Source organism: Streptomyces sp. NPDC051578 (genome assembly GCF_044454045.1).
Classification (GTDB): Bacteria; Actinomycetota; Actinomycetes; order Streptomycetales; family Streptomycetaceae; genus Streptomyces.
Genome location: NZ_JBITDH010000002.1, coordinates 122,921 through 136,548, shown reverse-complemented (window position 1 = coordinate 136,548; position 13,628 = coordinate 122,921). Strand labels below are relative to the sequence as shown.

Here is a 13,628-nt window from a genome sequence, read left to right as displayed (position 1 = left end):
ATCCGCCCCCCTTATGGGATCTAGCGGCGGACGCGGGGCATGCCGAGGCCGATCCAGGAGATGATCTCGCGCTGGATCTCGTTGTTGCCGCCGCCGAAGGTGAAGATCACGGCGCTGCGGTAGCCGCGTTCGAGTTCGCCGTGCAGGACGGCGCCCGCGGATCCGTCCTTGAGGGAGCCGGCCGCGCCGACCACCTCCATCAGCCAGGCGTAGGCGTCCCGGCGCGCCTCGGAGCCGTAGACCTTGACGGCGGAGGCGTCCTGGGGCGCGAGGGTGCCCGACTGGACGGCGTTGACCATCTGCCAGTTGAGCAGCTTCATCGCGTCGAGCCGGGCGTGGGTGCGGGCGAGGCGGCCGCGGACCCAGGAGAGGTCGATGACCCGGCGGCCGTCGGCCAGTTTGGTTTCGGCCGCCCATCGCTGGACGTCGTGCAGGGCCCGGATGGCCATGGTGCCGTGGGCGGCGAGGGTGACGCGCTCGTGGTTGAGCTGATTGGTGATCAGGCGCCAGCCCTTGTTCTCCGCGCCGACGCGCCGGCTCGCCGGGACGCGGATGTTCTCGTAGTAGCTGGCGGTGGTGTCGTGCGAGGCGAGCGTGTTGATGAGGGTGCAGGAGTAGCCGGGGTCGGAGGTCGGCACGAGGAGCATGCTGATGCCCTTGTGCGCGGGGGCGCCGGGGTCGGTGCGCACCGCGAGCCAGACCCAGTCGGCCGTGTCGCCGTTGGTGGTCCAGATCTTCTGGCCGTTGACCACGTAGGTGCCGGTCTCCTCGTCGCCTTCCCGCACCGCCTTGCACCTGAGTGCGGCGAGGTCGGTGCCGGCGTCGGGTTCGCTGTAGCCGATGGCGAAGTCGATCTCGCCGGAGAGGATCCGGGGCAGGAAGTACGCCTTCTGCTCCTGCGTGCCGAACTGCATCAGGGTCGGCCCGACGGTGTTCAGCGCCATCAGCGGCAGTGGTACGACGGCCTGCGCGGCCTCGTCGAAGAAGATGAACTGGTCCATGGCCGACATGCCGCGCCCGCCGTACTCCTCGGGCCAGCCGACGCCGAGCCAGCCGTCGGCGCCGAGGCGCCGGATGGTCTCGCGGTAGAAGCGCTTTTGTGCGGCGGGGTCCTCGTAGCGGGCGTAGACGTCCTGCGGGACCAGCTCGGCGAAGTAGGCGCGCAGTTCGCCGCGCAACCGCTCCTGCTCAGGCGTGTATTCGAGGTGCACGGCCCCTCCGGGTGTCTCGCGGTCCGTCCGTCGGCCGGTCCGTCCGCCGGCGGAGCGTAGATTAGAACCTGTTTCAAGAATCCGGAAGTGCGGGGACGGGCCGGGCTTTCGGCACGCGCGGGAGGCGGCGCTCGCGCCCGGAGCGCGTGTGCCCGGCCTGCCGCGGTCACCGCCCGGAGGTGGCGACCGCGGCCGGGGCTCAGTCGAGGGCTGCGATCATCGCCGCGGCCGTCGCCGCCATCGCGGCGCGGGCGGCGGTGAGGTACGGGCGGGGGTCCGCCGGGGTGAGGTGGGTGCGGATGGCTTCGGTCATGGCCACGTTCAGCGCGGTGCCGATGTTGACCTTGCGGATACCGCCCGCCACGGCCGCCGCGAGTTCGCGGTCCGGCAGTCCCGAGGACCCGTGGAGGACGAGCGGGACCTCCACCGCCTTGGCCAGACGGCCCAGGAGCCCGTGGTCCAGGGAAGCGGTCCGGCTGGTCATGGCGTGGCTGCTGCCGATGGCGACGGCCAGCGCGTCCACCCCCGAGTCGGCGACGAACCGCCGCGCCTCGTCAGGATCGGTACGGGCGCCCGGGGCGTGCGGATCCGGCGGGGCGGCGCCGTCCTTGCCGCCGACTTCCCCCAGCTCCGCCTCGATCCACAGGCCGTTGGCGTGGGCCCAGTCGGCGGTGGAGCGGGTGGCCTCCAGGTTCTCGGCGTACGGCAGGTGCGCCGCGTCGTACATCACCGACCCGAACCCGGCGTCGACGGCCTGACGCAGCAGTTCCGAGCTCTTCACGTGGTCGAGGTGGAGCCCTACGGGCACCGCCGCGGCCTCCGCGCAGGCGCAGGCGGCCCGGGCGATGGGGAGCAGCCGGCCGGAGCGGAACTTCACGGCGTTCTCGCTGAGTTGCAGGATGACCGGCAGACCGGCCCGCTCGGCGCCCTCGATGACGGCTTCCGCGTGCTCCAGTGTGATGATGTTGAAGGCGGCGACGGCGCGGCCGGCCGCAGCCGCCTGCGTGACGAGCGAGCCCGCCGGTACGAGGCTCATCGGACCGCCTCCTCGCCCGCGGTCAGGATCACGGAGCGGGTCAGGTGCCGTGGCGTGTCGGGGTCGAGGCCGCGGTGGGCGGCGACGGCGAGGGCCAGCCGGTGGACCCGTACCAGCTCGGCGAGCGGGTCGAGCCGCCCGGCCACCCATTCGGCGCCGGTCGAGAGGACCTGCTCGGCGAGGCCCTCGGGGGCATCGCCCAGGGACCACGTGACAGTTCCGGGCCCGGTGACGCTGATCGGTCCGTGCCGGTATTCCATCGCGGGGTAGGACTCGGCCCAGGAGAGGGAGGCCTCGCGCATCTTGAGCGCGGCCTCGTTCGCCAGCCCGACGCTCCAGCCGCGCCCGAGGAAGGTGAACTCCGCCCGGGCGTCGAGCCCTTCGGGCAGCGGCTCGGCGAGTGCGGTGCGCGCGTCCGCGACGACGGCGGGACCGTGCGCGCCGAGATGGGCGCGCAGCAGCGTCAGGGCCGTGGTGGCGAACCGGGTCTGCACGACGGACTGCTCGTCGGCGAAGTCCAGTACGACGAGTTCGTCCGCGAGGGCCATCACCGGGGTGGCCGGGTCGCCGATGACGGCGGTGGTCGCCACCCCCGCGTCCCGCAGCCCGGCCAGCAGGTCGAGCACCTCGGTGGTCGTCCCGGACCGGGTCAGCGCCACCACCCGGTCGTAGCGCCGATGGCGGGGGAACTCGGAGGCGGGAAAGGCGTCCGTCTCGCCCTGCCCGGCCTCCTCGCGCAGGACGGCGGCCGCCTGGGCCATGTAGTACGAAGTGCCGCATCCGACGATCGCGGTCCGCTCCCCCGGCTGCGGCAGCACCGCCCGCCGCGCCGGGGCCAGTTCGGCGGCCCGCTCCCAGCATGCGGGTTGCGTGACCAGCTCGTGCGCGACGTGACTCATAGGGGCTCCCTGGAGCAGTGGGTCGATCGATGCGTGTTCTTGCACGGTATCGGGCTGTTTCGCGCAACTTCAAGCATCTACCGGGCGATCGTCTGGGTTAATCTCAAGCCGAGGGCCGAACGACGGGCCGGGAAAGTGGGAGTGGGGCCATGACCCGCAAGGAACGCTGGCAGAGACTGCTGGATCTCCTGGTCGAGCACGGCGGGCTGGAAGTGGAACCGGCCGCCGGGCTCCTCGGCGTGTCCGCGGCGACCATCCGGCGCGACCTGGACCAGCTGGCCGAGCAGCAGATGCTGGTCCGCACGCGCGGTGGGGCGGTGCCGCACGGGGTGTCCTACGAACTGCCGTTGCGCTACCGCACGACCCGCCGGGCCGCCGAGAAGGGCCGGATCAGTGAGGCGGTGGCCGCCTTGGTCGCCCCGGGCGAGGTGATCGGACTGACGGGCGGCACGACGACGACGGAGGTCGCCCGGGCGTTGGCCGCCCGCCCGGACCTCGCCACCGGCTCGCCCGCCCTGACCGTGGTCACCAACGCCCTCAACATCGCGGGCGAGCTGGTGATCCGGCCGCAGTTCAAGATCGTGCTGACGGGTGGGGTGGCCCGGCCCCAGTCGTACGAACTGACCGGCCCGCTGGCGCAGCAGGTGCTCGGGCAGCTCAGCATGGACACCGCTGTGGTCGGTGTCGACGCCTTCGACCCGGCCGACGGCGCGGCGACCCGCCACGAGGACGAGGCGGCGATGAACCGCCTGTTGTGCGAACGGGCCCGCCGGGTGGTGATCGCGGCGGACTCCAGCAAGCTGGGGGTGCGCGCGTTCGCGCGCATCTGCGCGACCGACGCGGTGGACGTGCTGGTGACGGACACGGGCCTGCCGGAGGCCGTTGCGAAGGCCTTCGCCGCGGCGGGCGTGGAGGTCCGCCGGGTCTGATCCTCGGCCCGGTCCCCGGGACCGGCCCCCGACGCGGCGCGCGCCGGCGGGACGGCGCAGCCCGCGGGGTCACGGAGTCGGAACGCGCCGGGCCCCGCAGGTCACGGGGGCGGAACGCATCGAGCCCCCAAGGCCACGGAGTCGGAACACGCCGAGCCCCCAAGGCCACGGAGTCGGAACACGCCGAGCCCGCGGGTCACTGGGTCGGGACGCGCCGGGCCTCGCGGGTCAGGGCGGCGAGGACCGGGGCGATCAGGGGGTGGGTCTCCGCCCCGCGGCGGGTCGCCGCGAAGACGCGGCGGGTGGCGGCCGGGCCGGAGACCGGGCGGACCTGGACCTCCTTGAGGTCCATGCCGCGCAGCGCGGACCGCGGCACCAGGGCGACGCCGGCGCCCGCGCCCACCAGGGCCGTCACCGCGCGGAAGTCGTCGGAGGAGTGCGCGAAGCGGGGCTGGAATCCGGCCAGTTCGCACGCCAGCAGCGTCACGTCGTGGCACGGGTTGCCGGGGTACTGGCCCACCCAGTCCGAGTCCGACAGCTCCGCGAGCGACACCGTGGGCAGACCGGCGAGGGGGTGCCCCACCGGCAGGACCGCGTCGAAGGGTTCCGCGTACAGCGGGAGGACGGAGAGCCTGCCGTCGTCCGCGCCCGGGGCGCCCCGGTACTCCACGGCCAGGGCCAGGTCCGCCTCGCCGTCCAGCAGCAGCGGCAGGCTCTGGTCGCCCTCCGCGTCGCGGACCCGCAGCCGGATGCCCGGGTGGTCCACGGCCAGCCGGGCGATCGCCGGCGCCAGGACCTCGGCGATGCCGGTGGCGAAGGCGGCCACCGTGACCTCGCCCGCCGTGCCGCCCGCGTAGGCGGCGAGTTCGGCTTCCGCGCGCTCCAGCTGGGCCAGTACCTCGTGGGCGTGCCCGAGCAGGATCTCCCCGGCGGCGGTGAGCCGTACGCCCCGGCCGCTGCGGGTCAGCAGGGCGTGCCCGGTCTCCTGTTCCAGCGCCGCGAGCTGCTGCGACACGGCGGAGGGGGTCAGGTACAGCGCTGCGGCCGCGGCGGTCACCGTACGGTGGTCCGCCACGGCCCGCAGGACACGCAGCCGGCGGGGGTCGATCACCCCGCCATTGTCGCAGGCCCCGGCGGTCCCGCGGGCCCCCGCAGTCACGGGCGCCCGCAGCCCAGGACCCCCGGCGCCCCAGGACCCCCGGCGCCTCGGGCCCACCGTCTCAAGATCCCCGCCGGCTCAGGCCCACCCGGCTCAGGCCCTCGGCTCAGGCCCTCGGCTCAGGCCCCTGCCGTCGCCAGCGCCGCGCGGGCGTCGACGAAGGCGGACACCGCGCGCTCCACGTCCGCCGTCGAGTGGGCGGCCGACAGCTGGACGCGGATGCGGGCCGCGCCCATCGGCACCACCGGGTAGGAGAAGCCGATCACGTACACGCCGCGCTCCAGCAGGAGCTCCGCCATGCGGGCCGCCTCCGCCGCGTCGCCGATCATCACGGGGGCGATGGCGTGGTCCCCGGGCAGCACCTCGAACCCGGCGGCGGTCATCTTCGTACGGAACAGCTCGGTGTTGGCGGCCAGCTGCTCCCGCAGGTCGCCCGCGGACTCCAGGAGGTCCAGGACCTTGAGGGAGGCGGCCGCGATGACCGGGGCGAGGGAGTTGGAGAAGAGGTACGGGCGCGAGCGCTGGCGCAGCAGCTCCACGATCTCGGCGCGGGCCGCGACGTAGCCGCCGGAGGCGCCGCCGAGTGCCTTGCCGAGGGTGCCGGTGATGATGTCGACGCGGTCCATGACCCCGTGCAGTTCCGGGGTGCCGCGGCCGCCGGGGCCGACGAAGCCGACGGCGTGCGAGTCGTCCACCATGACCATGGCGTCGTAGCGGTCGGCGAGGTCACAGATCTCGGCGAGCGGGGCGATGTAGCCGTCCATCGAGAACACGCCGTCGGTGACGATCAGGCGGCGGCGGGCGTCCTGGGTGTCCTTGAGCCGGGTCTCCAGCTCCGCGAGGTCGCGGTTCGCGTAGCGGTAGCGGCGGGCCTTGGACAGGCGGATGCCGTCGATGATCGAGGCGTGGTTGAGGGCGTCGGAGATCACCGCGTCCTCGGCGCCGAGCAGGGTCTCGAAGACGCCGCCGTTGGCGTCGAAGCAGGAGGAGTAGAGGATCGTGTCCTCCTGCCCGAGGAACGCCGAGAGGCGGGCTTCCAGTTCCTTGTGCACCTCCTGGGTGCCGCAGATGAAGCGGACCGAGGCCATGCCGTAGCCCCAGCGGTCCAGCGCGTCCTTGGCGGCGGCGACCACCTCGGGGTGGTCGGCGAGCCCGAGGTAGTTGTTGGCGCAGAAGTTCAGGACCTCTCCGGCGGAGCCACCGGAGGTGACGGCGACGGACGCGCTCTGCGGTGTGCTTATCACTCGCTCGGGCTTGTGCAGGCCGGCGGACCGGATCTCGTCGAGGGTGGTGCGCAGGTCGGCGCGGACGGTCTCGAACATGGGGCGGTGCTCTCTTTCTCCTGGTGGCGGAGGGAGGGGGGCGGGGCCCCCGCGAGGGGTGCCTGCGGGGGCCGGCCGGAGTAGGTGGTCCGGGGAGCTCTGGACGGTGGTGCCGTACCCGTCCCCGGCTGCGGTCAGGCCGTCCAGTCCAGGATGATCTTGCCGCTGCGGGCGGTCGACGCCTCGTCGAAGGCGGCCTGGAAGTCGGTGTGGGAGTAGCGGCCGGTGATGACGGGGCTGAGATCCAGCCCGCCTTCCAGCAGCACGGTCATCGCGTACCAGGTCTCGAACATCTCGCGGCCGTAGATGCCCTTGATGGTGATCATCGAGGTGACGACCTTGGCCCAGTCGACGGGGAAATCCTGTGCGGGCAGGCCCAGCATGGCGATCCGGCCGCCGTGCGTCATGTTGTCGATCATGTCGCGCATGGCCTCGGCACGGCCCGACATCTCCAGTCCGATGTCGAAGCCCTCGCGCAGTCCCAGCTGCGCCTGCGCGTCGGCGATCGAGGATTCGGCGACGTTCACCGCGAGGGTGGCCCCGGCCTTGCGGGCGATGTCGAGGCGCTCGGGGCTGACGTCGGTGATGACGACGTTGCGCGCACCGGCGTGCCGGGCCACGGCGGCCGCCATGATGCCGATCGGGCCGGCGCCCGTGATCAGGACGTCCTCGCCGACCAAGGGGAAGGACAGCGCGGTGTGCACGGCGTTGCCGAACGGGTCGAAGATGGCCGCCACGTCCAGGTCGACGGCGGTCCGGTGCACCCACACGTTCTGCGCGGGCAGTACCACGTACTCGGCGAACGCGCCGTCCCGGCCCACGCCCAGGCCCACCGTGCTGCGGCACAGGTGGCGGCGCCCGGCGAGGCAGTTGCGGCACCTGCCGCACACCAGGTGGCCTTCGCCACTGACGAGGGCGCCGATCTCGATGTCCCGCACGTCGGCGCCGAGCGCGGCGACCTCACCCACGAACTCGTGCCCCAGCACCAGCGGCGTCTTGACGGCGCCCTGCGCCCAGCCGTCCCACGCCCGGATGTGCAGGTCGGTCCCGCAGATCCCGGTCCGCAGCACCTTGATCAGCACGTCGCCGGGGCCGTACTCGGGCTCGGGGACGTCCATGAGCCACAGCCCGGGTTCGGCCTTGTGCTTGACGAGTGCCTTCATGGGTGGCTCCAGGCATGTGAAGGGTGCCGCGGCGGGCGTGCGGGCCCGCGCGGACGATGAGTGACGGGACCAATCTGCCGAGCGGCCCGGTGATCAGTCCATCGAGACTTTCTTAAGCGGGTCGACAGCGCAGCTTCACGCCTATGCTCCTCGGGTGACGGGGCAGGGCCGGCCGGGACCGGGCCGGGAGCAGGGGAACGGGGAGGTGGGGGGCGTGCCGAGTCTGTGCAGCAGGGCGCTGTCGGTCGCGCTGATCGCGACGGGGCGGCGAAGACGGTTCGCGAGCGCCGAGGCGGTTCGCGCCAGGGTCGCGCAGACCGCCAGGCGGCCGGCGTCGCACCTGCCGCCGCGTTCGCTGGGCCGGATCGCCGAGGTCTCGCGGGCCTTCGTCGGGGCCTGGCCGGTGTACGACATCTCGCCGCTCGGGACGGAAGCGGTGGCGCAGGTGCTGTACGTGCACGGTGGCGCGTACATCAACGAGCTGGTCCGGCCGCATTGGTCGATGATCCGTACGCTCGTGGCCCGGGCCCGTGCCCGCGTCGTCGTACCGGCTTACATCCTGGCCCCGCGCGGGACGGCCGACCGGAACGTGCCCGTCGCCGCCGACCTGCTGAGCGGGCTCATCGAGAGCGGTGGCGCGGGCGGGACGGTACTGATCGGCGACTCCGCGGGGGCCGGTCTGGCGCTGGCCGCGGCGCAGCGCCTGCGGGACCGTACGGGGGCGCAGCCGTCCCGGATCGTGCTGATCTCGCCCTGGCTGGACGTGACGATGAGCCATCCCGCCCAGCCGGACATCGAGCGGGCCGACCCGCTGCTGGCCCGGCCCGGGCTGGCGGAGGCCGGTCGGCTGTACGCGGGCACCCTCGCCGCCGACGACCCGCGGGTGAGCCCCCTGCTCGGCTCCTTCGAAGGACTGGCGCCGCTGACGGTGTTCACGGGGACCAGGGACGTGCTGACCACCGACAGCCGGGAGCTGCTGCGGCGGGCCCGGGCGGACGGCGTGGAGGTGGAGTTCCACGAGGAGGAGGGGCTGCCGCACGGCTACCCGTTGCTGCCGGTCCCGGAGGGCCGGGCCGCCCGTGACCGGATCGTGGACCTGGTCAGGGCCGCCGCGGAGCTGTGAGGCACGACGGGGCGCCACCGCCCCGGCCGACGAGCCGTGCGGCGGCCCCGTCCGGCGCCCCGCCACCGGCCCCACGCTCAGGCCAGGCAGGTCATCAGCGAGCTGACCGGCCGGGCCCGGTAGGCCGCCCAGAACGCCTCGTCGCGCTCCGCGTCGGGCGGCGGGGTGCGCACGGGCTGCCAGCCGGCGGTGGTGAACCCGGCCTCGACGGCCGCTTCGCAGAAGTCGGCGTGCGCCCAGGCGCGGAACTCGAAGTGCGCGTCGGGGCGCGAGACGAACTGGGCCCGCACGAGCGGCGCCTCGGGGTGCGGCTCGCGCCGCAGGACGCGTACTCCGTAGGGCGACCAGTCCGGGCACGGGAACGCCCCCGGGTTCGGCACGATGGCCAGCAGCCGGCCCCCGGGCCGCAGGTTGGCCCGTACGGACCTGAACAGGGCGTGCAGGGTCTCGCGGTCGGGGGCCTGGTTGAACAGGTAGACGGCGGTGGCCAGGTCGAAGGGGCCCAGCTGCGGCATTCCGGCGGCGTCGGCGACGACGTACTCGATCCGGGCGTCGTGGTGGGTCTCGCGGGCGCGGCGGATGCGGTCGGGGCAGCTGTCCACGCCCACGGTGCGCCGGGCCCCGCCGCTCGCCAGCAGTCTCGCGGTGCCGCCGTTCCCGCAGGGAAGGTCGAGGGCGTCGAGCCCCCGGACCCCGCCGAGCGCGTCCAGGGCGGTGCGCAGGGTGAGGGCGTCGGCCTCCGAGAAGGCGGGCGGGGGCGTCGACGTGTCGTACTGCTGCTGCATGCCGCAATGCCTCCCCGGCGACGGCCGGGGAGGCAGCCGCCCGGCGCACACCGTCCCCCGCACGGGGGATGCGTTCGGGTCAGTCGGCGCGGCGTACGGGGGCCGCGCGCGGTGCGGGCCCGTTGCGCCGGGCGCATCCTGGCTGTGTGACCGCGAGACCCGACAGCGGCAGCCCGGCCACCGACGCCTTGGCCCGGGTGCTCGCCCGGGCAGCCATGGCCGTGGAGGAGGCCGTCGGCGGCTATGCGGGCGGGGTCTACCTGCGCTCGCGCACGGACGGGCTGCTGCGGCTGGCCGCGCTGGACGGTCTCCCGGGCAGGCTGTTCCGGCCCTGGTGGCGAATGCACGTGAACCGGCCCTATCCCGTGGCGGAGTCCTACCGCTCCGGGCAGGCGGTGCACCTGCCGGACGCCGAGTCGGCGATGCGGCGCTTCCCCCAGCTGACGGCGGGGCTGCCCTTCACGTTCGGGTCGCTGTACGAGCCCGTCACCGCCGGGGACGAGCGGTTCGGGGTGCTGATAGTGCTGCGCCCGGCGACCCCGGGCGTTCCGGTCGGGCCCGAGGACCGGGAGCGGATGCGCGCCGTCGCGGCGCGGCTGGCGGCCGAGCTGACCGCGCTCAGCGCGAGCGGTGAGCCGGTGGTGTGGGACGGCGACCCGTTCCGCCCGGAGCCGATGGTCCCGCGGGGCGGGGCGGAGACGGCCGTGGACCGCCTCGACCAGGCCGTGCTGTCGATGGACCGGCAGGGGCGGATCCGCTACGCGAACGCCGCCGCGGCGGCGCTGCCCGGCGCGCAGGGGCGGCCGCTGCTCGGCGAGGTGCTGTGGGAGGCCCTGCCCTGGCTGGGCCATCCGGCGTACGAGGACCACTTCCGGGCCGTCTTCATGGCGCCCGAACCGGTGTACTTCGTGGCGCGGGAGGGCCGCGCCCCGTCGGGGTCGTGGCTGTCGGTCGGCCTGCACCCCGGGCCGGACGGGGTGACCGTGACGCTGGGCTCCGCCGGGTCGGACCCCTACTCCGCGGGGCCGCAGGGGCCCGGCTCCCCCGCCGACCGGTCCTCGGCGCTGTACCGGCCGGTGGCGCTGGCGATCGCGCTGACCGAGGCGGTGACCGCCCGCCAGGTGTCGGCGGTCGTCACCGAGGAGTTGCTGCCGGCCTTCGGCGGCCGCCAGCTGGCGATCTACCTCCTCGACGAACGCCATCTGCACCTGGCGTGGGAGACCGGCTTCCCGCGCGGGTTCCTGGACCGCTTCGACGGCGTGGGCCTGGACGTGCGGCTGCCGGGCGTGGAGACCCTCACGTCGGGGCGTCCGCTGTTCTTCGAGTCGATGCAGCACATGGCCGCGGCCTATCCGGGGATCCCCCTGGACACCCACGTCGGGGCCCGCGCCTTCCTGCCGCTGATCGCCTCGGGCCGTCCGGTGGGCTCCTGCATCCTCGGCTTCGACACCCCGCGCGGTTTCAGCGCGGAGGAGCGCACGGTCCTCACCGCCCTCGCCGGACTGATCGCACAGGCCCTGGAGCGGGCCCGGCGCTACGACAGCGAGGCGGCGCTGGCCCGCGGGCTCCAGTCGGCGCTGCTGCCGCACCGGCTGCCGGTGCGCGAGCACGTGGTCACCGTGGGCCGGTACCTGCCCGGCACGGTCGGCATGGACGTCGGCGGCGACTGGTACGACGTCACGGAGACGGGCCCGGACACCCTCGCCCTGGTCATCGGCGACGTCCAGGGGCACGGGGTGGCGGCCGCGGCGACCATGGGCCAGCTGCGCAGCGCCGTCCGGGCGTTCGCGCTGGGCGGCAACGCCCCCGAGCAGGTGGTGCGGGGCACCAACCGGCTGTTGATCGACCTGGACCCCGGCCAGTTCGCCAGCTGCTGCTACGTCGAGCTCGACCGGACCACGGGACGGGCCCGGGCCGTCCGGGCGGGCCACCCCCAGCCGCTGCTGCGCCATCCCGGCGGCCGCACGGAGGTACTGGACCTGCGCGGCGGGGTGGTGCTCGGCGTCGATCCGGGTGCCTCGTACCCGGAGACGGAGTTCGTACTGGAGCCGGGCGCGCTGCTCGCCCTGTACACGGACGGGCTGGTGGAGCAGCCGGGCACGGACATCGACGCCGGGGTGGAACGGCTGCGGGCCACGCTGGCCGCCGCCCCTCCCGTCCCACTCACCGAGACCGCCGACCGACTGGCGGGCCGAGCCGGGACCACCGGGCACCGGCCGGACGACATCGCCCTGCTGCTGGCGTGGCGAACCGGAACGGTCGGCTGAGGCGCCCCGCTTGGTCACGGCAAGGGGGCCGCTCGGCAAAGCGGAAGAAAATTCGCGCTGATCTAGGTGCGGTTCCCGTACCCCCGCGTGGGCAGTGTTTACGCCGTCTTGACGCCGAAAAGGGGTTACCGGCGGTCCGCGGACAAGGGAATCCGCACATGAACAGGTCTTGACCTGCGGATCTCGCGGAGATTGCATGACGGCTCGGGAGCCACCGGAACACCTTGCTCACCACCCGCCCCGGAGGCGATACCGCTCCCGCGCTCACTCCCCGCATCTGCCGATCGGAACCCCGCACCGATGACTGACACGATCAGCGCCCCGCAGGCCCTCGCGCCGGCGACCGCGCCCGTCCCCCAGAAGCTCAAGCGCTCCATCGGCGTGGTCGGCGGGACGCTGCTCACGCTCTCGTGCGTGACGCCCGCCTCGACGCTCTTCGTGGTCGTTCCCGACCTGTTCGCCGGCCTCGGGACCTGGACCGCCCTCACCATCGCCATCGGCTCGCTGCTCTGCATCGGTGTGGCGTTCTGCTACTCGGAGCTGGGGACGCTCATCCCCAGCGCCGGCGGTGAGTACGCGATGGTGTCGACGATGGCCGGCAGGCTCGCCGGCTGGCTGGTCTTCGTGCTCTCGCTGCTCGTCGTGATGATCGTGCCGCCCGTGATCGCCATGGGCACGGCCGACTACCTGGCCCCGGTCGTGCACATCCCCGCCCCGGTCGCCGGCGGCGCGGTGATGCTGCTCGCCACCCTCGCCGGTCTGCTGGACCTGCGGGCCAACGCCTGGATCACCGGCATCTTCCTGGTCCTGGAAGTCGTGGCGGCCGCGCTGGTGGCGGTACTCGGCTTCGCCCACAGCGAGCGGGGCGCCGGCGCGCTGGTGCACGGCTCGGTGGCCGCCGAGGGCGGCGGCACGTCGACCGTGACGGCGATGATGGTGGTCTCCGGCCTCGCGATCGCCCTGTTCGTCACCCAGGGGTTCTCGACGGCCGTCTACCTCTCCGAGGAGCTGGAGAAGCCCCGGCGCAACGTCCCGCGGACGGTCCTCGCGACGCTCGCCATCTCCACCGCCGTGATCCTCGTCCCGGTCATCGCCATCACCATGGGCGCCCCGGACCTCGACGCGCTGAGCGCCGGTGACCTCGGCGGGATGGTCACCGCCTGGTCGAACTCGGCCGTCGGCACCTTCGTGAGCCTGTGCGTCGCCCTCGCCATCGTCAACGCGGGCATCGTCATGGTCATCCAGAACTCCCGCGTGCTGTTCGCCTCCGCCCGCGACAAGGCCTGGCCGGAGCCGGTCAACAACGCCCTGTCGAAGCTCGGCCGCTTCGGCTCGCCCTGGGTGGCCACCCTGCTGGTCGGCATCCCCGGCGCCCTGATGTGCTTCGTCAACCTGGACACGCTGTACGGGGTCACCGGCGTCTCGGTGACCGGCATGTACCTGCTGGTCGCGGTGGCCGCGCTGTTCTGCCGGCGCGGGGCGCACCGCGACAAGGCCGCCTGGCGGATGCCGATGTGGCCTGCCGTGCCGGTGGTGCTGATCGGGGTGTTCGCGTACATCCTGACCCAGCAGGAGACCCAGTACCTGCTGTGGACCGGCGGGATCACCGCCGTGGCCACCCTGTACTGGGCCCTGTACCTGCGGCCGCGCCAGGACAGCCGCTGGCTGGTCAGCATCCCGCAGGACGGGGAAGAGGACGCCGAAGCGGCCGCGCCGGGGGCCGTGGCCTGAGCT

General features: G+C 73.7%; 11 protein-coding genes. 4 read left to right on the top strand and 7 right to left on the bottom strand.

Translation table 11 applies throughout. The features are described from left to right. Positions 1–20 precede the first annotated feature (20 nt). The 3 genes from ACIA6C_RS11570 to ACIA6C_RS11560 all read right to left on the bottom strand — a co-directional run bounded on the left by ACIA6C_RS11570 (position 21) and on the right by ACIA6C_RS11560 (position 3,146). Complete coding sequence (locus ACIA6C_RS11570; protein ID WP_399274755.1) at positions 21–1,211, bottom strand: acyl-CoA dehydrogenase family protein; 1,191 nt, start codon at positions 1,209–1,211, stop codon at positions 21–23. A 199-nt stretch (positions 1,212–1,410) separates the two neighbouring features. Next, positions 1,411–2,247, bottom strand: a complete 837-nt coding sequence (locus ACIA6C_RS11565; RefSeq protein WP_399274753.1) for a class II fructose-bisphosphate aldolase — start codon at positions 2,245–2,247, stop codon at positions 1,411–1,413. Further along, complete coding sequence (locus tag ACIA6C_RS11560) at positions 2,244–3,146, bottom strand: SIS domain-containing protein (RefSeq protein WP_399274751.1); 903 nt, start codon at positions 3,144–3,146, stop codon at positions 2,244–2,246. The genes ACIA6C_RS11565 and ACIA6C_RS11560 overlap by 4 nt, the downstream gene beginning before the upstream one ends. 149 nt (positions 3,147–3,295) lie before the next feature. On the opposite strand from ACIA6C_RS11560, the gene ACIA6C_RS11555 reads away from it, so the two are divergent. Continuing rightward, positions 3,296–4,075 carry a DeoR/GlpR family DNA-binding transcription regulator gene (locus ACIA6C_RS11555; RefSeq protein WP_399274749.1) on the top strand — a complete coding sequence of 260 codons (780 nt, stop codon included), beginning with the start codon at positions 3,296–3,298 and terminating at the stop codon, positions 4,073–4,075. A gap of 196 nt (positions 4,076–4,271) precedes the next feature. Here ACIA6C_RS11555 and ACIA6C_RS11550 read toward each other — a convergent pair whose 3' ends face one another. The 3 genes from ACIA6C_RS11550 to tdh form a co-directional block, all read right to left on the bottom strand. After that, complete coding sequence (locus tag ACIA6C_RS11550; RefSeq protein ID WP_399274747.1) at positions 4,272–5,186, bottom strand: LysR substrate-binding domain-containing protein; 915 nt, start codon at positions 5,184–5,186, stop codon at positions 4,272–4,274. Positions 5,187–5,353: 167 nt separating this feature from the next. Beyond that, positions 5,354–6,556, bottom strand: coding sequence for a glycine C-acetyltransferase (locus tag ACIA6C_RS11545; RefSeq protein ID WP_361137359.1), 1,203 nt, complete (start codon positions 6,554–6,556; stop codon positions 5,354–5,356). A gap of 134 nt (positions 6,557–6,690) precedes the next feature. Further along, positions 6,691–7,719, bottom strand: a complete 1,029-nt coding sequence (gene tdh / locus ACIA6C_RS11540; RefSeq protein WP_399274745.1) for an L-threonine 3-dehydrogenase — start codon at positions 7,717–7,719, stop codon at positions 6,691–6,693. A 214-nt stretch (positions 7,720–7,933) separates the two neighbouring features. On the opposite strand from tdh, the gene ACIA6C_RS11535 reads away from it, so the two are divergent. Further along, positions 7,934–8,842, top strand: coding sequence for an alpha/beta hydrolase fold domain-containing protein (locus tag ACIA6C_RS11535; RefSeq protein WP_399274743.1), 909 nt, complete (start codon positions 7,934–7,936; stop codon positions 8,840–8,842). Positions 8,843–8,919: 77 nt separating this feature from the next. Here the strand turns inward: ACIA6C_RS11535 and ACIA6C_RS11530 are convergent, their stop codons facing one another. Beyond that, positions 8,920–9,627: a class I SAM-dependent methyltransferase gene (locus tag ACIA6C_RS11530; protein ID WP_329193035.1), complete on the bottom strand. Its 708-nt coding sequence runs from the start codon at positions 9,625–9,627 to the stop codon at positions 8,920–8,922. Between the two features lie 215 nt (positions 9,628–9,842). On the opposite strand from ACIA6C_RS11530, the gene ACIA6C_RS11525 reads away from it, so the two are divergent. Both ACIA6C_RS11525 and ACIA6C_RS11520 read left to right on the top strand, forming a co-directional pair. Next, positions 9,843–11,894: a SpoIIE family protein phosphatase gene (locus ACIA6C_RS11525; RefSeq protein ID WP_399276189.1), complete on the top strand. Its 2,052-nt coding sequence runs from the start codon at positions 9,843–9,845 to the stop codon at positions 11,892–11,894. A gap of 300 nt (positions 11,895–12,194) precedes the next feature. Then, on the top strand, positions 12,195–13,625 hold the full coding sequence (locus ACIA6C_RS11520) for an APC family permease (RefSeq protein WP_399274741.1): 1,431 nt from the start codon (positions 12,195–12,197) through the stop codon (positions 13,623–13,625). Positions 13,626–13,628 lie beyond the last annotated feature (3 nt).

Bases quoted from the DNA above. Each gene is read 5' to 3' on its own strand.
- ACIA6C_RS11565 (WP_399274753.1), bottom strand. From the start codon at position 2,247: ATGAGCCTCGTACCGGCGGGCTCGCTCGTCACGCAGGCGGCTGCGGCC.
- ACIA6C_RS11560 (WP_399274751.1), bottom strand. From the start codon at position 3,146: ATGAGTCACGTCGCGCACGAGCTGGTCACGCAACCCGCATGCTGGGAG.
- ACIA6C_RS11555 (WP_399274749.1), top strand. From the start codon at position 3,296: ATGACCCGCAAGGAACGCTGGCAGAGACTGCTGGATCTCCTGGTCGAG.
- ACIA6C_RS11545 (WP_361137359.1), bottom strand. From the start codon at position 6,556: ATGTTCGAGACCGTCCGCGCCGACCTGCGCACCACCCTCGACGAGATC.
- tdh (WP_399274745.1), bottom strand. From the start codon at position 7,719: ATGAAGGCACTCGTCAAGCACAAGGCCGAACCCGGGCTGTGGCTCATG.
- ACIA6C_RS11530 (WP_329193035.1), bottom strand. From the start codon at position 9,627: ATGCAGCAGCAGTACGACACGTCGACGCCCCCGCCCGCCTTCTCGGAG.
- ACIA6C_RS11525 (WP_399276189.1), top strand. From the start codon at position 9,843: ATGGCCGTGGAGGAGGCCGTCGGCGGCTATGCGGGCGGGGTCTACCTG.
- ACIA6C_RS11520 (WP_399274741.1), top strand. From the start codon at position 12,195: ATGACTGACACGATCAGCGCCCCGCAGGCCCTCGCGCCGGCGACCGCG.